The sequence below is a fragment of the Enterobacter dykesii genome (assembly GCF_008364625.2).
GTDB classification, from domain to species: Bacteria; Pseudomonadota; Gammaproteobacteria; order Enterobacterales; family Enterobacteriaceae; genus Enterobacter; species Enterobacter dykesii.
Genome location: NZ_CP126604.1, coordinates 1,547,884 through 1,565,503 on the forward strand (window position 1 = coordinate 1,547,884; position 17,620 = coordinate 1,565,503).

Consider the following 17,620-nt stretch of genomic DNA (forward strand, 5'->3'; position numbering starts at 1 on the left):
AGTCACCTCCCGGGAAATACGACTTACACGTTATGTGCGGGCAATATTTCTCTTTTCAAGTTACATGACGCGACAGGCAAACCCTTTCAGATACAGTCCTTCCGGGTAGGTAGCAATCACGGGGTGATCGGCTGCCTGACGGAACTGCTCTATAAATTGTACATCACGGCCAGCATCTATTGCGGCATCGGCGATGATTTTCTGAAATAAATCTGTGGTCATCAGGCCGGAGCAGGAGAAGGTGAGCAGAACTCCGCCCGGGTTCAGCAGCTGGATAGCCAGCATGTTGATATCTTTATACCCACGGCACGCGCCCATCAGCTGGCTTTTGTTTTCCACAAACTTCGGCGGATCCATCACGATGACGTCGAACTTCTCGCCCTGATCGCGATATTTACGCAGCAGCTTGAAGACGTCATCGCGGACAAACTCCGCTTTGCTCAAGTCCAGCTTGTTGAGCTCGACGTTCTGTTTCGCCACGTCCAGCGCTTCCTGTGACGTGTCCACGCTCACCACCTGGGCACAGCCACCCATCAGCGCCGAAACGGCAAAACCGCCGGTATAGGAGAAGCAGTTCAGCACGCGTTTGTCGGCAACGTACTGACGCGTAGCCAGACGGCTGTCGCGCTGGTCGAGGTAGTAACCCGTTTTGTGCCCGCCCTGAATATCCACCAGCAGCTTCATGCCGTGCTCTTCAATCGGCAGCAGGGCCGGTGGCAGTTCGCCCGTTACGGGCCCCTGAGTCAGCTCCATGCCTTCTTTTTTGCGCACCGCCACATCGCTGCGGTCGTAAATGGCACATTCCGGGAACAGCGTTTGCAGCGCGCCGATCAGCGCGGCACGCTGGTATTCCGCTCCGGCGCTCAGGAGCTGCAGCACCAGGAAGTTACCGAAGCGATCGATGGTCACGCCCGGCAGGCCATCGGACTCACCGGCAATCAGGCGGTAGCTGTCCAGCCCGTCGCGTTTTGCCAGCCAGTCGCGCCACTGCTGCGCCTGCTGCAGACGGCGAACGAAGAAGTCGATGTCGATGGTTTCATCTTTATCAAACGTCCAGACGCGAGCACGGATCTGGGACGCTGGCGAGTAGGCGCCTCGCGCTAACCATTTCCCCTGATGGTCAACGATATCAATGGTTTCACCGAGGCTGGCTTTGCCTTCCATACGGGCAACCGCGCCGGAAAAGACCCAGGGATGACGGCGCAGTAATGATTTCTCGCGCCCTTTGGCTAACACTAAACGTACACTCATAATTTGCTGTTCTGTCGATTTCAGGAAATGGCGCGTAGATTACCACATTCAGCAAGGCGCAATCATCTGCGGATGCCGTTGAGCGTTTCGGCACAAAATCAAATCGCTTAGGCACATTACGGTATTGCAGCAGGCTTTACAGTAGGGCTTCCGGTTCAGCAAAGGGAGCACCCATGAAAAAGCGCAGTGTGATAGCCATAGCCGCTCTGGCGGCGATGAGTTTTCAGGTTTTAGCAACAACGCCTTTCGGCATCACCAGCCGGGATATTTCCGGCGAAAAGCGGCTGGCGCAACAGCAGGTATTTGAGGGGTTTGGCTGCCACGGTGGGAATATTTCTCCGCAGCTGGCATGGAAAAATCCGCCCGCCGGTACGAAAAGTTTTGCCGTCACGGTATATGACCCGGATGCCCCCACCGGCAGCGGCTGGTGGCACTGGACCGTAGCCAATATTCCGGCGAAGACAATGACGCTGCCCGCTGATGCCGGTAACCCGAACGGCGAGAAATTACCTGCCGGCGTTGTGCAGGGGCGTAATGATTTCGGCTATTCTGGATTCGGCGGCGCATGTCCACCCGAAGGGGACAAGCCTCATCGCTATCAGATTACCGTCTGGGCCCTGAACGTGGATAAACTGCCCGTTGACAGCAATGCCAGCGGCGCGCTGGTCGGCTTTATGCTCAATAGTCACGTTCTTGCAAAGGCTCAGTTAACAGCAACCTACAGCAGATAAGGATGGCAGGGTGCAGGAGTTTCATTTTCGACATAACCATCTTACCGCGGGTGAAGTGACCGCCAGCAAAATGCATCGCCTGCACCAGGTTAAGCTCTTTTTTCCGGCGATTTGTCATATCACTCACGGCAGTAAGGTGATTGTTCAGGATGATAACCGCCTGGAGGCGACACGGGATGAGCTCATCATTATCCCGGCCAATACGACGATGGAGATTATCAATCAGCCTGTAAACGGTCTGTTTCACTCGGATTTGCTGATGTTATCCCCGGAAATTGTCGCCGAGTTTAAAGCGCATTACCTGAAATCCTGGCCGCGCACGACGCTGCATTCGCTCTGCGCCCCGCTGAGCGAGGGGTTGGCGTTTATGTGGGACAATCTGCTGCACGCCGTGCGTCAGGATTTACCGGAGGCGCTACAAAAGCATCAGGCTTTCGGCCTTTTGCTGGCCCTGCTGCATGATGGCGTGGCGGGTCCGCTGCTTGTTGAGCGAAACAGTAACCTGACCGAGCAGGTGCGGCAGTTCATTATGCTGTCGCCCGCCAGAGCCTGGACCGCCCAGGACGTCGCCAGCCGCCTCGCATTAAGCGTACCGACGTTGCGCAGACGCTTACGTGAAGAGTCGCAGAGTTTTCGCCAGATCGTGGAGGAGGTGAGGATGGCCGTTGCTTTGTCACAGCTACAGTCAACCCGATTACCAATTGGCGAAATCGCATTACAATGTGGGTATCTTTCCAGCTCTCGTTTCACCGCCCGTTTTCGGCAGCACTATGGCTGTTTGCCGAAAACGCTACGTTAAGGAGAAGAAAAATGTCAAAAGTCTGCACCATTGCCTGGGTTCACGGCGTTGTTCAGGGCGTCGGGTTCCGCTACAGCACCCAGCGCGAAGCGGTTGAGCTTGGGCTAACGGGATACGCGCGAAATAGGGATGACGGCAGCGTTGAGGTGGTCGCCTGCGGCGAAGCGGAGCAGGTCGACAAGCTGGTGGCGTGGCTGAAAGCGGGCGGGCCGCGCAGCGCGCGGGTTGATAAGGTCTTAACGGAACCGCATCAACCCGGGCGAGAATACGTAAACTTCGGTATTCGCTATTAAATACACTTCACCGGCTTAGGCAGGCCGGCAATTTTGGTGGCCTGTTTTGCCGGGCCTTTCGGGAACAGACGATACAGATAGCGGCTGTTGCCTTTCTCTTCGCCGAACTTATTGGCCATGGCTTTAACCAGCATGCGGATCGCCGGAGAGGTGTTGAATTCAAGATAGAACTCGCGAACAAAACGCACCACTTCCCAGTGTTCGGGGGAGAGGGTAATCCCTTCGTTTTCCGCAATTTTCTCCGCCAGCGGCTCGCTCCATAGCGTCGTATCTTTCAGATAGCCTTCGCTATCGGTCTCAATTTCCTGGCCTGCAAAAATGAACATAATCTTCTGTCGTCTGTGAAAAAAACGGCGACAGTGTAGCAAAAAAGCCGCCGCAGGATAAGCCGTGCCCTACAGGAGTAGCTGCAGCAGATTGTTGGCATTAAGCTTTTTCAGTGCGTTGCATTTATGGGTCGAAACCTGTTTCTCAGACATACGCGTCACGATGGCTATGTGGCGTACCGGCAACCCGGTAAGCATCAGATCGAGCACGTTGAATTCAAGGCCGGTAAGACAGCAGTCAAGACTTCGGACGCGGCGAGGCTCTTTTGCCAGCAAATATGCCGCATCGGCAACGGCGATTCTGTCGTCGATAATATAAAGGGTTAACGTACTGAAACGCTTGCGTAAGTGCGTCGCCAGCGCCCACCCCTTTTCATTGCAGACCAGATACAGGCTGCCTTGCCAGCGGGCGGCTTCCAGTCTGAGCAAAATGTTAATCAGTGCCTGATGCGTAGCGGCCACGGAAAAACGACAGCGTACGACAACCACACGGCGGGTAAGCAGCGCTGGCTGCCATTGCACGGTGTCGCTTTGGACCTCTGGCTGAACGCCCCGACGCAGCAGCGCGTAGCGCAACCCTTCGGCGTAAAATCGATTATTGTCGAGAATAGCGTAACTCACGGTGACCTCGTTATAACGTGCTGGGCGTATAGATAACGCGCAGCGTGCCGGTATAGTCGCCCGCGTTTTTGCTGCTGGCGGCAAACGCGGGGGTTTTCAGGATAATAGGGGCAGGGATGCACAGTACGCTCTCGCGTCCGCCGGGCAGCACGACCTGACGCAGATACTGCGGATCGTTTGTGCCTTGCCAGACCAGGGTTTTACCGTTCGCGACGGCTTCGGTTGCGCCTGTTATTGGGTTGGTGACGGAGACCCGGTAATCGAGACGATCCCGCGCATCGGTCTGGCTACCGCCGCGTCGCCTGATAGAAAACGCGCCTTCGGCACGATCCGCTGAGGGGAGTCCGTCATCCTCAAAGCGAAGATAGGCGCGGGTGCTGGTGCTGTTTTTGCCGTCGTACAGGCACATATCCAGCGAGTTTTCACCCTGGATCTCACTACCTCCCGGCCGCCCCGGGAAGTTGGTCAGGTTGAGGTTAACGATGGGCGTCGAGTGCGGAAATGCCGGCAGATAAATCTGCTGATTACCCGGATCGACCACCTCAATGCGAATGTTTGCCTGCCACCTGGCGATGGTGAGGTAGCCAGGGCATCCGACGTTTACGTCATTGAAGTTTCCGCCACAGTCGGCGCTCCCCCATTGACGCAGGTTCTGCTTCAGCGTTGCGGTCCAGATCCCCGGCAGGGCGAGCTTATCCAGTTCGCTTTTCACAATATAGAAATCAAAATACGGCTCTCTGTTCCAGTCAGCGATTGTGGCCGTTCCCCCTGTCACAAAGCTGGCAAAGGTAAACACTTTATTGTTGATAAACATGTAGTGATCGCCATACACCTTGATATCCACCGTCTTGCTGGTGAGGGCATGCGTGAAACGTAAATTGATGGCATAGGGCGCGGCCGGGTTACCCGAGAACCAGACCGGAGAGTTCATGCAGGCCCCGTACGTGGCGTCAGTCCGGGACTGACAGGTCAGGGTATTACGTCCCCACTTTTGCGGGTCGGCGGCGTCAAAGCCGCCCGATTCATGAAACCAGATATCGAAACGCGCAGGCGGTGCCGTGCGATCGAAGCTGATCCCAACGCTGGTGTTTCGTCCCGCAGGGGCGCCCGCCAGCGTCTGGCCTGTCCACAGGCTTAAGAACAGTAAAATAAAGAAGCACTTAATCACATCATTTCCCTTTAGTGAGGTTGTCAGCGTTCATGGCAGTCGGACCGGTAGGTACCGATCGTCCGGCGAGCATCAGCTGCGCCTGCTGCTGGACGGCATCCGGCAGGGCGGAGAAGGTTAATTCCCGGCAAGGAATGGAACCGACATAGCGCACCACGTCGCGCATACTTTTCACGTTGAGTTCGCACTGATAGAACTGCTGCTGGCGCACCAGGTAGAGGTTATGCAGCAGGGCATCGCTCTGGGCGCTGAATCCGCCGTTGCCGAGATCGCTCCAGCCGTTAACGTTCAGCGGCACGCCGCCGATAAACGGCGAATGACGCTCGTCGGTTAACTGGCCGAGCCAGGTGTAGCTTGCGGTGGTTTGCACGTCCCGACGCAGCAGTTTGCCAGGCACCATAAACAGCGTTCTGCTGCCTGAACCTTGCGTGATCTCACTGCTGGCCCCCCGGGATACATCCAGCGATTCGTTAATCGTCAACGTTGTCTGCTGGTAGCCCGGCACTGCGAAGAGGGCGCGGCTATTGCCCGGAATGTCTGCGCTCCCGCTGTTATCCAGCGACACGGCAACGCTCGGAGCCTGGGTATCTTCCGGTGTGGCAACGTTAACCGCGACGGCGGAAGCAGGACGACCGTCGCCCCAGCGGCCCAGCCACAGGCCAGAACGCGACAGCGCAAGGGTCGAGCCGTAGTTGCCGCTGCTGCTCAGCGTATGGCGCCTGTCCTGACGATCCCAGGCGTCACTGACGGTCAGGCTGCCGTTGCCATAACGCCCGCCCTGTCGCGTATAGGCTGAAGTATTCAGCGAATCGCTGTTAATGCCCGACGCGCTCAGACCATACTCGTTTTCGCCGCGTGCATCGGCGTACCAGTTATGCGCCACGTTGTAGCTCAGCTGATTTTTTTCACGCTGCTGGTGCTGCCATGTCGCGCCCATAGAGGTATAGCTCGACGCATCACCCTGACGGCTATGCGCCATGGAAAGGCTCACGCTCAGGTAGCCGCCTTTGTCCCTGCCGTCGCGGGCGTCATCGTTACGCATGAACAGGTTAATGCTGCTGTTAATGTTCAGGCCTCGGGTGCTAAAGGCATTGCTCAGGCCTCCCTGCCATGCGCGCGAGCGCGAGCGGGTCATATAGACCGATTCCCACGGCAACCCCGCATCGTGGCGATCGTCACTGTCCGGCAGCTCCCGGCGTGAAACGTACCGTCCTTCGTTGCGGTTATCCGAATATCCGAGGCTCGCATACCAGGCACCGACCGGGACGGAAAACATCACCGAGAGGGTGCGATAACAGCCGTTCACGGCGTCAAACCCCGCGCTTCGGGTATTGCAGTTTTCCGCTGATAGCGCGTTGCGATAGAGGCTCAGTGAAAAACCGTCGTTGTAGCTGATTTGCTGAATATTGCCGCGCTGGCCTTCGCTGCCGTAAAGGTAGCTAAACCGGGTACTCAGCACGCCGTCGATCGGGCCCGCGTTGAAGCCCCGGCTCCAGTCGAGCGCATTTTCCAGGAAACGCTGGTTTTTCTTTATCGTTGCTCCGCTGGTCAGCGCCAGGGTCGGGGTGACGGGCAGGCGTACGCCCGCCTGCGCAACCGCGCGACGTTCTTCATTTTGATCGCTATTGTCGGTTTCACCCGCCTGCAGGAACCACTCGACGCGGTCAAATGGCGTAATGCCGGTTCGGGTAAACGGCACCTGCTCGGTACGCGTCAGCCGGTTATTTTCATAGACAGACAGCGTGACGGTGTAGCTCCCGTCCGGAAACGATCGCGTGTCGAGGGTTTGCGCCCCGGCATTCAGGTAAAAGCTGGCAAGCAGCTGATTGCCACGGCGGGCGTCGATACGCGCGTCATGGGAAAGCAGCACGGTGACAGGTGTTCCCTTTGTCTGCTGAACCGGGTTAATCCATGCCCGTGTTGAACCCGTGCGCAGACCACGAATTTTGCCCAGCGGCAGCTGGCTGAGGTTGATATTCCCGCCGGCATTACTGAACAGATCGCGGGTATCCATCTCGCCCAGCTGGACATAGTACTGACGCAAGATATCCTGGCGGAACCAGGCGTTGTTGACGGTGATTTCCTGTTGCTGCTGGCGCCGTGAACGCTGTCCCAGCCAGGTCCAGTCGAGGTTAACATAGCCGTCCTGGGTAAGCGCCAGCGCGCCATTGCCCTGTACGGTGGCTGACTGATAGTCCCTGTCGGCAACGAAGTTAATATTCTGCTGATGGATCAGCGCATTTTCGGTGTTCTGCGTGGGCTGATACCACTTATTTTCCGCGGTGGCTTTAGGCAGATATTTCTTGTCCAAAAACAGGCTAATACGGGCGTTATTCTCGTCATAGATAATGGCCGTGCGGTCGGTATCAATGTAATCGCAGCCCGCTGCGGAGCCGTTGCTGCTGCAGGCCAGGTTGCCGTTACGTTCAAGCGGAACGGCCAGCGCGGCAGACACGGTGCCAACGAGAGCAGGGTCGTCGTTAAACCGGCGTTTGATGGCCGCCACAACGGTTTCAGGTGCGACAAAACTGACCGTTTCAAGCGTGATATCCGTTTCAAAAAGTCCAAGCGACTCGCCGTAGAGGTTGACCTCTGTCCACAGGCGCTGCGTTTTCGCCAGATCTTCAAAACCTGCCGGGACGGCCATCCCGGCGCAGGCGAGTTGGATGGATGCGGGTAACAAAGCAACAAAGAGGAGAGTATTTCTGTGAAACGCCATGAACGAGCCTCGACATCATCCTGACGTCAGAGGGTGGGCACCCTCTGACGTTATTCCTTAGGTGCTGTGGTGTTACGCACCGCCTTCCGTGGTCGTCGCCTGCGTCAGCATTAGGCTGACAACGCCGCTGTACTGACCGGTTTTCAAAATGCCTTTGGTGGTCTGAGAAATGGTGAGCGGCAGTACCGCTGAACCGTTTTCGATGCTCCCCGGGAACAGTTCAGTACCGGTATATTCCACATCGGCGGTAGAGAGGGTTTTATCGCCCAGCTTCACCGTCATTGGGATGGTCTCAGCGCCGTCGGCATTTGCCAGCTTCGCGGCGCTCACCAGACGAACTTTCACATTGCTGGTGGCGGAGTTAGACCACACCTTGGTATTCAGGCGATAGCTTTCAAGACCGCGGCCAGGCAGGTACTGCATATCGATGCTTGCCGGCAGCGGCGTGTTATCGGCCTGGGTCATATCGAGCTGTGAATCAACGCTGGCGTTGACGGTAATATCTTTTTGGATCGCCAGCGCGCTAACGGACGTGGTCATCGCGGCAACAATCATCAGAGGTTTAAAGTACTTACGCATTGATATCTCCATATTTACAAATGAGCACCCTGGCTCTTTAAACAAACCCTTTGGGGTCTTTACGGTAACGTCGTGTTATTGCACGACGGGTAAATCAGCTTCTTCAGCGGTTTTATTCACCCAGTTGAAGTAGCGGAATTTATATTTCTGGCCTTGTGTCTTTGTGAGCGTTTTTAATTTCCGTTCGGTGTCCGGATAAATCGTCGCGTCTTCTTTAATCCATTTACACGCCGAATCTGCGTCACAAATACCGATCTCTCTCAGCGGCACGCGCAGCGTACCGTTGTTTTTTAACGTGCCCCTGCGAGGGTCTATCGAGAGTGAAACCACACTTTTTTCCGGGGCGAGGTGGATCAGGGCGCCCCAGATCACATTGACGCCCAATGTCGCCGTCGCAGCCGGGCTTTCTGCCTTGCCCGGAATAATGCTGTCAGGCTGCTTTACTCCTTCAAAATAGACGCGCCAGGTGGTCTCTTTTTCCGGTGGCGTAAGCGATACCAGACGAACGACGCGCATTGCGCCTGCCGCGAGGGCAAATTTTTCGGGCGTGACAACAACGCCGCCTTCTTTCCACGAGGCCACATCAACCTCTTTTTCCTGGGCGGTGCCGGGATTAAGAATTTTCTTTTGCCTCACCCGAATGAACTGAATATCATCCGTTTTCGACGCTACCTTAATTTGCGCCGCACCGGACCTGTCCACATTCAGTTCCATCGGGTACACGCTCATATTGGCCATTGCCATTTCTGAGAAAAATGGCAATGACAGCGCGGCGACATAAAAGGCGGTTGTCATGTTCACTCTATTTTTCTGTTTCACATTCAGTCTGCCTGCTCTGAGTTCATCGGCGGCGCGTTAACACCAGGACACCGTCTGCTTTCGTATTGCTTCAGGGCAGGGAAACTTTAACCAGAACAGCGGTTTGTGAAAATTTGTATTAATTAACTCGTTAAATACAGGTTTTTATCCTGCTTTTCTGGCTTTAAGGTTGTATAGTTAAGCGAAAATACCGCGACCAGGGATAGGAAGAAAATTCCTTCTGACGAAAAAATAAGCAGGTCAGGAGGCGGTTTTCATGTCGATGTACCAGGGATTAAAAAAGCATGCGGTAACAGCCGAGAATAAAAGATGTTTTTTATATGCAATAATTCGTTGTTATTCGATCCTGAAGCACATTCAATAAGTCTTGTTGGACAACCAGAATCTGTATTAACGCTTTCGGCCCCAGCCGTGCGGCTTTTGCAGGAATTTATAAAACACAAAGGATGCGACCTGAGTCGGGAGGAATTAATCACTCGCGTGTGGGAGGAATTTGGCTTTACGCCCTCAGGAAATAATCTCAATAAAGCGGTTAGCGAATTACGTAAAAGCTTCCAGTCTCTGGGAGAGGGGCACGAATTTATCGTGACCGTGCCCCGTTACGGATTTCGTTTTGATGCTGAGGTGATTTTTCAGCCCGGAGAGAAAACTCCATCCGTCGATCCGCAGCCTTCGTTCGCACCGCAAGAAGTAAAGCCTCAACGCGGCTCCATGAAAAAATGGGCGATTGTGGCCGTATTGATCGTCGCTGCGCTGGGGACGAGTCTCTACTTTAGCCGACAGCAGGGGATTTTCATTCAGGCGAAACTCAAGCCGGTTAAGGAAAAAATCGCGCTTTGCAGCATCTGGATTGTCAACGATCACGGACGACCGCTGGTGCTATCGAAATTAGCGGAGCGGCTGGAGGCTAATAATGTGGCGTGCGAACGTGAGGCGTACGACATTTATTATTTCAGCGCCCGTTTTACTATTTCCGCTGCAGATGAGGTGTTTATTGGTGCCTGTCCGGTCAGCCAAACCAGCCTGTGTAAAACCATACGTTATAAAAGCGGGGCACAAAAATGAAAATAAAACTTCTTTTTGGCGTGGGCGGTGTCCTGGTTGGTTGTTCGCTGGCATTTTTTTACTTTTCCGGCAGCGTGGGTAAAAAGGATGTGCTGGCCTGCAGCACTGAATTTAATTTCACGCGCAATGAGGGAAAACCCAGTGAAGTAAAGGTCAATACCGTTGCCCAGTTCTTTTTCCATCGGGACGGGACCGGGTTGACCACCTATAAAGGGGCGGCAATAGCTGGCGGGCAATGTTTGATCGTTGACAGGGATGTGGACTTTACCTGGCAGCAGCGGGACGATGATAACGTGATTGTATTGAGCTACACCAAAACCTGGCGTCGGCACAATGACAATACGCCTGATGCTCAGTGGGGTAGCTTCGCCAATCCGACCGCACGGTACTATCTGACGATCTCTGAGCTCGCGCCTTCCGTGTGGCTGATTCAGGACCGGCGTTATCCCACCTATATTTGCCGGGGTGAGTAGGGCATAAAAAAAGGAGAATGCCAGAGGCATTCTCCTTTTTCGTATCCGTTGTGCTTAATCGCGGCTGGCGAAGCCCAGGATGCTCAACAGGCTGACGAAGATGTTGTACAGCGACACGTACAGGCTCACGGTGGCGCGGATATAGTTCGTCTCACCGCCGCGAATGATGTTGCTGGTTTCAAACAGGATCGCGCCGGAAGAAATCAGAATAAACACGGCGCTGATTGCCAGATGCAGGGCAGGCAGCTGCAGGAAGATGTTTGCCACCATGCCCACCAGCACCACCACGACACCCGCCATCAGCATACCGCCGAGGAAGGACATGTCCTTACGCGTGGTCAGCACGTAGGCCGAGCAGCAGAAGAACACCAGCGCGGTACCGCCCAGCGCCAAGCCGATAAGGTCACCCATACCGGCAGACAGATACGCATTCAGCATCGGCCCCAGGATGTAGCCCAGGAAGCCGGTGAAGGCAAACGCGGACAGAATACCAACGGGCTTGTCAGCGGTTTTGTAGGTCAGGAACATCAGACCATACATACCCACCAGCGTCAGGATCAGCCCCGGAGACGGCAGCATCAGCACGGTGCTGGCGGTTGCGGTGATCGCTGAAAATGCCAGCGTCAGGCTGAGCATGAAATAGGTATTGCGCAGCACCTTGTGGGTGCTGAGTAGCGATGTGCGGTCGCGTGAAGAAGTAATTATACGATCCATGAGTCACTCTCTTATGACAGATGTAATTAGTGGAAAGAATAGGAAACGGCACGCCAGTCTCAAAGTGGTTTTACCCATCTTTACTCAGCACGTTAGCGCCGGAGGTGGTTATTTCTTCTGCAGAAATCCGTTTCGCCAGTATGAACAGCGGTTTGCGACAATTTACCAGATCAAGCTCTTATAGGTTACTGAAAAATATTGCGTTATTACCGTTCGGGCGCTAAGAGTTATTTCCGGATCGTCATAAAACAGACAATAAGGCGAAGGAAATGAAACCACAAACACGCACGAACTTTACGCTCTCTTTACTCACCGCCGGGATCCTGTGCGCCAGCACGGCAGCCTGGGCGGCTAACGTGCCGGCAGGAACCGCGCTGGCCGACAAACAGGAACTGGTCAGAAACAACGGCAGTGAACCGGCTTCGCTCGACCCGCATAAAGTCGAAAGCGATGTCGAATTCAATATTATCAGTGATTTATTCGAAGGGCTGGTGGGCGTTTCCCCGACAGGAGAAGTCCAACCCCGACTGGCGGAAAAATGGGAGAACAAAGACAACACCGTCTGGACGTTCCATTTGCGCCCGGGCATCACCTGGAGCGACGGCACGGCGATCACCGCAGAGGATGTAGTCTGGAGCTGGCAGCGCCTGATCGATCCGAAAACGGCTTCGCCGTATGCCAGCTATCCGGGCAATATGCATATCGCCAACGCGGCCGATATCGCCCAGGGGAAAAAAGCGCCCGATACGCTGGGCGTAAAAGCGATTAACGACACCACGCTGGAAGTGACGCTCACGCAGCCAAACGCGGCGTTCCTCGCGATGCTGGCGCACCCGTCGCTGGTGCCGGTGGATAAAGTGCTGATTGGCCGTTTCGGCGATAAGTGGACCAAACCGGAACATTTCGTCAGCAGCGGGGCGTATAAGCTGTCGCAGTGGGTGGTCAACGAACGCATCGTGGCGGAGCGCAACCCGCGCTACTGGGATAACGCGCATACCGTGATTAACAAGGTCACCTACCTGCCCATCACCTCCGAGGCCTCGGATGTGAACCGCTATAAGGCGGGCGAAATTGACATCGTGTACACGGTGCCGATTAACCAGTTTGCCCAGCTCAAGAAAACCCTGGGCAGCGAACTGGACGTTTCACCTCAGCTGGCGACCTATTACTACGAATTCAATACCACCCGACCGCCGTTCAACGACGCGCGCGTGCGTAAGGCGCTGAACATGGCGCTGGATAAAGACATCATTGCCGGAAAAGTATTAGGGCAGGGGCAGCGGCCGGCGTGGCTCATCAGCCAGCCGGATATTGGCGGCGTGAAGCTACAGAACCCGGATTACGCCAGCTGGCCGCTGGACAAGCGCATCGCGGAGGCGAAAAAGCTGCTGAACGAGGCCGGATATAACGCCAGCCATCCTCTGAGCTTTAACCTGCTCTACAACACCTCTGAATCGCACCAGCGCATCGCGATTGCGGCCAGCTCCATGTGGAAGAAAAACCTTGGCGTGGAGGCAAAGCTGCAAAACCAGGAGTGGAAAACCATGCTGGATACCATGCACACCCACAACTTTGACGCGGTGCGGTACGCGTGGATTGCCGATTACGACGATGCGGCGACCTTCCTGAACAACTTCCGCACGGGCGACAGCGAAAACACCAGCCAGTACAGCAATCCGGACTACGATCGGGCGCTGATCGATGCCGCGAAAGCCAAATCAGCGGAAGAGCGGGGTAAGTACTACCAGCAGGCGGAAGATCTGCTGGGACGCGATGTGCCGGCCATTCCGGTTTATCACTACGTGCGTACGCACCTGGTGAAACCGTGGGTGGGCGGATTTACGCCGGATAAGCTGGGGTACTATTTCACGAAAGACATGTACATCAAAAAACACTAGGCCTGTGCTGATAAAATCGTCGATGTGTCGTCAGTTCAACCGATTAAACACGTTTTGACTATTTTTACAGCGAACGAGTGCAGCCACTCTTTACAGCACGCGGTGAGGTGTTTATAGTTCGCCTCACTCAGGAAGTGTGGCCGAGCGGTTGAAGGCACCGGTCTTGAAAACCGGCGACCCGAAAGGGTTCCAGAGTTCGAATCTCTGCGCTTCCGCCAGATATAAACCCCAGGTTACTCGTGAACCTGGGGTTTTTCTTTTTACGTGAATCTCAAACCTGACGTTTATGAGCGGATAAAGGCCAGGATGTCCGCGTTGATGGTATCCGCGTGCGTGGTATGCATCCCGTGCGGGAAGCCCGGATAAATTTTCAGTACGCTGTTCGCCAGCAGCTTGTCCTGCAGCAGGGCAGCATTCTTATACGGCACGACCTGATCGTCGTCGCCCTGCATCACCAGAACGGGAACCGTGATGGTTTTTAAATCCTCCGTCTGATCGGTTTCAGAAAACGCCTTAATCCCCTCATAGTGGGCCTTGGCGCTGCCGATCATGCCCTGACGCCACCAGTTCTGAATCGTACCCTGTGAAACCTCTGCTCCCTCACGGTTAAAACCGTAGAAAGGACCGCTGGCGACGTCGAGGTAAAACTGGGCGCGGTTAGCCGCCAGCGCTTTGCGGAAGCCGTCGAAAACATCGATGGGCGTTCCGCCGGGATTACTGTCCGTTTTGACCATCAGCGGCGGCACGGCGCTGACGAGCACCGCTTTGGCGACGCGCCCCTGCGGTTGCCCATACTGCGCAACATAGCGGGCGACCTGGCCGCCGCCGGTGGAGTGACCGACGTGCACGGCATTGCGCAGATCCAGGCTTTCTACCACGGCTGACGCGTCGGCCGCATAATGATCCATATCGTGCCCTTCACTCACCTGGTCCGAACGCCCGTGACCACGACGATCGATAGCGATAACGCGATAGCCTTCTGCGAGGAAGAAGAGCATCTGGTTATCCCAGTCATCGGCACTTAGCGGCCAGCCGTGGTGGAAAACAATGGGTTGAGCCTCTTTTGGGCCCCAGTCTTTGTAGTAAATATTGACGCCGTCTTTCGTTGTTACGAATGCCATACCGCAGACTCCTCTGTTAAAGGCAAAACGTTCCCCGGCTGAGCGCTCAGCGAATCATTAATGCCTTAATTAAGTTGGCTTTTTTCTGTTTCCCGTACCGACAGTACTCCTAAAGTGTAGGAGAAATAGTAAAAGCAGTCGGTTTCATTCCTGTGAAAGGGTGCGGAACAGCGTTCAGGCGGCAGAGGGAGAACGAATGAAGGCTCTGGCGAGATCCTCCAGAGCCTTCAGGGCAGCATTAACAGCAGGGGCGTTTAGCGGTTTTCTTCAATATAGCGAGCCAGGTCCGCCGGGGTTTTCAGCACCGTCGCCACGTCAGTTGGCGGGATCATGCAGCCGTAAACGTCCTGCACTTCCAGCACCATATCGACCGCCAGGATGGAGTCGAGAATGTCGGATTCAATCAGTTCATCGTGAAAGCCCACCTTACGGGATAACACTTTTTCGAACAGGGCGAGAATTTCTTGTTCCATAATTTTTCCTGGAGTCATTAATTTGTGCGGGCGTAAGCGTCCAGCAGCTTGCGGTCAATTTTGCCATTAGGATTCAGCGGCAAAGCGTCTTTTACGATAATTTGTGAAGGCACCATATAGTGCGGTACCACCTTCGACAGCGATATTTTGATGGTGTCCGGCGCCATATCCGTCACGCAGAACGCGGCAATGCGCAGCACGCTGCCGCAGGATTTCATCAGCGGCAGGACCACCGCTTCGTTAATGCCTGACATCGCCAGCAGGCGGTTCTCGATCTCGTTGATTTCGATACGGTAACCGTTCAGTTTGACCTGGCTGTCGTTGCGGCCCTGGCAGTAAATCAGCCCCGCTTCATAGCCCAGATCGCCGGTCCGGTAGCCGCGAAACGCTTCATCTTCACGACGGAGTAATTTCGCCGCGTTCTCCTGCGGCAGGCCGAGATAGCCGCGCATGACGTTTTTACCCCAGATAATCAGCTCGCCGTCGGCGGAAATTTCCATTTTGCTCTCAGGCATCATGACTCCGACCGGCAGCACGGCGCTGTCGCTGTTCAGGATCTCATCCGTGATTTCAACCACGGTCGTCGCAATCGTCGCTTCCGTAGGGCCATAGGAGTTAATGATTTTGGCCTGCGGGAAGCGGCGGCGGAGCTGTTTAACCAGCGCCTTATTTAACACTTCACCAATGAAGATAAAGACGCTCAGCGCTGGCAAATACTCGCTGTTGAACTGCGGGGAAAGCAGCTGCTGGTATGCAAAAGAGGGGGTCGAAACCCAGGCGGAGACCGCGCTGCTTTTCAGTCGTTCCAGCCAGTTCTCTTTCTGAATGTCCTCTTTGGCGTTCAGCACGATGTGCCCGCCCATCGCCAGATTGGCCAGCAAAGGGATCAGGGAGAGGTCAAAGCTGAATACCGCGTGGTTCATCAGGACCGGTTTTTCCGGCAGTGAAAAGTCCTGGCTGACCCATTTCATGAAGTGCCAGACGCTTTCACGCCCAATCTGCACGCCTTTAGGTTTACCGGTACTGCCTGAAGTAAACATGATGTAGGCCAGATCCTGCTCCTCCAGCACCTTGCCCGCTTCGCCGGTGGCGATAAACTGCCGGGTCGCGACGTCGTAATAGTAAGGGGCGCTGGCCAGATGGCAGATCTCCCGCAGGCGCTCCTGCGGATAGATGCAGTCCACCGGGATGTACGGAATGTTGTGCAGCAGGCAGCTATAAATCGCCACCGCGAATTCGGCCTGCTGGTGTCCGTACAATACGACCGGCGTACCGGCAACAGGCTGGCAGCGCTGATAGCGCTGCGCCCAGTCCGTCACGGCAGCGGAAAGCTGCAGCCAGCTTAAGGCTTCGTCGCTGCCGCTGATGGCCAGCTGCTGCGGGGAGGCGGGATCGCATAATGCCGCACGTAAGAAATCCTGCAGTTCCTGAAGATCGGAGTGATTTTTCATAGAGGTGACATTCCACTAAAGATGTAAAGGGATCCCGCGGCGCTTCCCAGCGTCAGAATTCGCCCTAAAAACGCAACGGCCGGATACTGCAAGCCGCGGTGCAATGCCGGGCTGCGTTTGGCTGACCACAGCAGCATGTTGTGAGCGACGGAAATCGCGCCAAACAGCGCGCCGCTGATGACGTAATGGCGTTCCAGACCATTCCATGCCCCCATGCAGAATAAGGTGCAAAAAATACCGATATTTTGCGCCAGCGTTTTGTTCTGACGGAAAAAGTTGAACTTCATCAGGTTCATATAAACGGGCATAAAGACCACATCGCGCAGCCATTCAGACAGGCTGATGTGGAAGCGGCGCCAGAAATCCTGTGGGTTCTTTGCCAGAAGCGGCATGTTAAAGTTTGCCGGAATGTTGAGCCCAAACAGGCGGCCTGCGCCGATGGCCATATTGCTGTAGCCCGCAAAATCAAAGTACAGGTAGGCGCTGTAGGCAATCGACATCACCACGCCCACGGTCAGCGTAAACGGCTTATGGCTCCAGGGCTGCACGACAAGCGAATCAATCAGCATGGCAAACAGGAACTTCTGGACAATCCCGGTAATGATTTGCTCTAACGCGACTAAAAACTGTTCACGGTTAAGGGCAAATACGGGCTTGCTGACGTCACTCATCCATGTCCGCCAGCGGTACATTGGGCCGGCCAGGATAATAAAGGGCATAAACAGATAACAGAAATAGTGCAGGAAATTCTGACCTTCTTTTTTACTGCGATAGAGCAGTACGTCCAGCGCGCGGAACGTCATAAAAGAGAGGCCGATCATGCCCCAGTGGTTATTTAAATGTAATTTCACCAGCAGCAGCGGCAATAATGTCAGAACGACCGCCTGCCACGTTTTTAACCATCCCTTCTCTTTTAGCGTGGCAAAAACATAAAAGCTGAAAAAAACGGCGGCGGGGACAATATAATCGCCCTGAAATATATATCCCCATCCCAGCGCCGTCAGCACCGATAGCGCAGATAACCAGGTCAGACGATGGCGTAATATGCGATTAACCAGCGCAAACGCCAGCGCGGATGAAAACAAATAAACAAAAAACATCCCTGAGCTGTACATCATT

Annotated in this window: 18 protein-coding genes and 1 tRNA gene; 7 read left to right on the forward strand and 12 right to left on the reverse strand. The window is 54.9% G+C overall.

From position 1 onward, the window contains the following. Positions 1-60: 60 nt before the first annotated feature. Positions 61-1,251: a 23S rRNA (cytosine(1962)-C(5))-methyltransferase RlmI gene (gene rlmI, locus F0320_RS07235; RefSeq protein WP_047652832.1), complete on the reverse strand. Its 1,191-nt coding sequence runs from the start codon at positions 1,249-1,251 to the stop codon at positions 61-63. Positions 1,252-1,424: 173 nt separating this feature from the next. On the opposite strand from rlmI, the gene F0320_RS07240 reads away from it, so the two are divergent. The 3 genes from F0320_RS07240 to yccX are packed head-to-tail and all read left to right on the forward strand — an operon-like array spanning position 1,425 to position 3,074. Continuing rightward, positions 1,425-1,982, forward strand: coding sequence for a kinase inhibitor (locus tag F0320_RS07240; protein ID WP_126328167.1), 558 nt, complete (start codon positions 1,425-1,427; stop codon positions 1,980-1,982). A 10-nt stretch (positions 1,983-1,992) separates the two neighbouring features. Next, on the forward strand, positions 1,993-2,781 hold the full coding sequence (locus F0320_RS07245; protein ID WP_126328168.1) for an AraC family transcriptional regulator: 789 nt from the start codon (positions 1,993-1,995) through the stop codon (positions 2,779-2,781). A gap of 11 nt (positions 2,782-2,792) precedes the next feature. Further along, a complete protein-coding gene (gene yccX / locus F0320_RS07250) occupies positions 2,793-3,074 on the forward strand; it encodes an acylphosphatase (protein WP_033145129.1) in 282 nt (93 codons plus the stop codon). Here yccX and tusE read toward each other — a convergent pair. From tusE to F0320_RS07280, 6 genes are all read right to left on the reverse strand, one after another. Beyond that, entirely contained in the window at positions 3,071-3,400 is a 330-nt protein-coding gene (gene tusE, locus F0320_RS07255) for a sulfurtransferase TusE (RefSeq protein ID WP_008499913.1), read from the reverse strand. The two genes, yccX and tusE, sit on opposite strands and share 4 nt — an antisense overlap. Positions 3,401-3,469: 69 nt before the next feature. Continuing rightward, on the reverse strand, positions 3,470-4,021 hold the full coding sequence (locus F0320_RS07260; RefSeq protein ID WP_126328169.1) for a LuxR C-terminal-related transcriptional regulator: 552 nt from the start codon (positions 4,019-4,021) through the stop codon (positions 3,470-3,472). A gap of 10 nt (positions 4,022-4,031) precedes the next feature. Further along, positions 4,032-5,189 (reverse strand): CfaE/CblD family pilus tip adhesin, encoded by a 1,158-nt coding sequence (locus tag F0320_RS07265; protein ID WP_149323881.1) that lies wholly within the window; start codon positions 5,187-5,189, stop codon positions 4,032-4,034. 1 nt (position 5,190) lies between these two features. Then, the gene (locus F0320_RS07270; protein WP_126328171.1) at positions 5,191-7,908 is read right to left on the reverse strand and encodes a TcfC E-set like domain-containing protein; all 2,718 of its coding nucleotides are present in this window, start codon (positions 7,906-7,908) and stop codon (positions 5,191-5,193) included. 72 nt (positions 7,909-7,980) lie between these two features. Continuing rightward, a complete protein-coding gene (locus F0320_RS07275) occupies positions 7,981-8,487 on the reverse strand; it encodes a CS1 type fimbrial major subunit (protein ID WP_021240847.1) in 507 nt (168 codons plus the stop codon). A gap of 75 nt (positions 8,488-8,562) precedes the next feature. After that, positions 8,563-9,282, reverse strand: coding sequence for a fimbrial protein (locus tag F0320_RS07280; protein ID WP_233443226.1), 720 nt, complete (start codon positions 9,280-9,282; stop codon positions 8,563-8,565). 333 nt (positions 9,283-9,615) lie between these two features. Here F0320_RS07280 and F0320_RS07285 point away from each other — a divergent pair, with 333 nt between their 5' ends. Continuing rightward, positions 9,616-10,371 carry a winged helix-turn-helix domain-containing protein gene (locus F0320_RS07285; RefSeq protein ID WP_126328173.1) on the forward strand — a complete coding sequence of 252 codons (756 nt, stop codon included), beginning with the start codon at positions 9,616-9,618 and terminating at the stop codon, positions 10,369-10,371. Then, the gene (locus tag F0320_RS07290) at positions 10,368-10,844 is read left to right on the forward strand and encodes a hypothetical protein (RefSeq protein WP_126328174.1); all 477 of its coding nucleotides are present in this window, start codon (positions 10,368-10,370) and stop codon (positions 10,842-10,844) included. Before F0320_RS07285 ends, F0320_RS07290 begins: the two co-directional genes overlap by 4 nt. Positions 10,845-10,898: 54 nt before the next feature. Here F0320_RS07290 and yccA read toward each other — a convergent pair whose 3' ends face one another. Continuing rightward, positions 10,899-11,558: an FtsH protease modulator YccA gene (yccA, locus tag F0320_RS07295; protein WP_023311042.1), complete on the reverse strand. Its 660-nt coding sequence runs from the start codon at positions 11,556-11,558 to the stop codon at positions 10,899-10,901. Between the two features lie 269 nt (positions 11,559-11,827). On the opposite strand from yccA, the gene F0320_RS07300 reads away from it, so the two are divergent. Then, a complete protein-coding gene (locus tag F0320_RS07300; protein ID WP_126328175.1) occupies positions 11,828-13,456 on the forward strand; it encodes an ABC transporter substrate-binding protein in 1,629 nt (542 codons plus the stop codon). Positions 13,457-13,586: 130 nt separating this feature from the next. Further along, positions 13,587-13,674, forward strand: a tRNA-Ser gene (locus tag F0320_RS07305). A gap of 66 nt (positions 13,675-13,740) precedes the next feature. On the opposite strand, the gene F0320_RS07310 is transcribed toward F0320_RS07305, so the two are convergent. From F0320_RS07310 to F0320_RS07325, 4 genes are all read right to left on the reverse strand, one after another. Further along, positions 13,741-14,577, reverse strand: a complete 837-nt coding sequence (locus F0320_RS07310) for an alpha/beta fold hydrolase (RefSeq protein ID WP_126328176.1) — start codon at positions 14,575-14,577, stop codon at positions 13,741-13,743. 254 nt (positions 14,578-14,831) lie between these two features. Continuing rightward, a complete protein-coding gene (locus tag F0320_RS07315) occupies positions 14,832-15,050 on the reverse strand; it encodes an acyl carrier protein (RefSeq protein ID WP_008499867.1) in 219 nt (72 codons plus the stop codon). Between the two features lie 17 nt (positions 15,051-15,067). Beyond that, the gene (locus tag F0320_RS07320; RefSeq protein WP_126328177.1) at positions 15,068-16,501 is read right to left on the reverse strand and encodes an AMP-binding protein; all 1,434 of its coding nucleotides are present in this window, start codon (positions 16,499-16,501) and stop codon (positions 15,068-15,070) included. Continuing rightward, complete coding sequence (locus F0320_RS07325) at positions 16,498-17,616, reverse strand: MBOAT family O-acyltransferase (RefSeq protein WP_047652820.1); 1,119 nt, start codon at positions 17,614-17,616, stop codon at positions 16,498-16,500. The genes F0320_RS07320 and F0320_RS07325 overlap by 4 nt, the downstream gene beginning before the upstream one ends. Positions 17,617-17,620 lie beyond the last annotated feature (4 nt).

What these genes read in the sequence shown, in the direction of transcription:
- F0320_RS07280 (WP_233443226.1), bottom strand. Translation starts at nt 9,282, where the DNA reads ATGACAACCGCCTTTTATGTCGCCGCGCTGTCATTGCCATTTTTCTCA.
- F0320_RS07300 (WP_126328175.1), top strand. Translation starts at nt 11,828, where the DNA reads ATGAAACCACAAACACGCACGAACTTTACGCTCTCTTTACTCACCGCC.
- yccX (WP_033145129.1), top strand. Translation starts at nt 2,793, where the DNA reads ATGTCAAAAGTCTGCACCATTGCCTGGGTTCACGGCGTTGTTCAGGGC.
- yccA (WP_023311042.1), bottom strand. Translation starts at nt 11,558, where the DNA reads ATGGATCGTATAATTACTTCTTCACGCGACCGCACATCGCTACTCAGC.
- F0320_RS07285 (WP_126328173.1), top strand. Translation starts at nt 9,616, where the DNA reads ATGTTTTTTATATGCAATAATTCGTTGTTATTCGATCCTGAAGCACAT.
- F0320_RS07240 (WP_126328167.1), top strand. Translation starts at nt 1,425, where the DNA reads ATGAAAAAGCGCAGTGTGATAGCCATAGCCGCTCTGGCGGCGATGAGT.
- F0320_RS07270 (WP_126328171.1), bottom strand. Translation starts at nt 7,908, where the DNA reads ATGGCGTTTCACAGAAATACTCTCCTCTTTGTTGCTTTGTTACCCGCA.
- tusE (WP_008499913.1), bottom strand. Translation starts at nt 3,400, where the DNA reads ATGTTCATTTTTGCAGGCCAGGAAATTGAGACCGATAGCGAAGGCTAT.
- F0320_RS07325 (WP_047652820.1), bottom strand. Translation starts at nt 17,616, where the DNA reads ATGTACAGCTCAGGGATGTTTTTTGTTTATTTGTTTTCATCCGCGCTG.
- F0320_RS07275 (WP_021240847.1), bottom strand. Translation starts at nt 8,487, where the DNA reads ATGCGTAAGTACTTTAAACCTCTGATGATTGTTGCCGCGATGACCACG.
- F0320_RS07315 (WP_008499867.1), bottom strand. Translation starts at nt 15,050, where the DNA reads ATGGAACAAGAAATTCTCGCCCTGTTCGAAAAAGTGTTATCCCGTAAG.
- F0320_RS07310 (WP_126328176.1), bottom strand. Translation starts at nt 14,577, where the DNA reads ATGGCATTCGTAACAACGAAAGACGGCGTCAATATTTACTACAAAGAC.
- F0320_RS07290 (WP_126328174.1), top strand. Translation starts at nt 10,368, where the DNA reads ATGAAAATAAAACTTCTTTTTGGCGTGGGCGGTGTCCTGGTTGGTTGT.
- rlmI (WP_047652832.1), bottom strand. Translation starts at nt 1,251, where the DNA reads ATGAGTGTACGTTTAGTGTTAGCCAAAGGGCGCGAGAAATCATTACTG.
- F0320_RS07320 (WP_126328177.1), bottom strand. Translation starts at nt 16,501, where the DNA reads ATGAAAAATCACTCCGATCTTCAGGAACTGCAGGATTTCTTACGTGCG.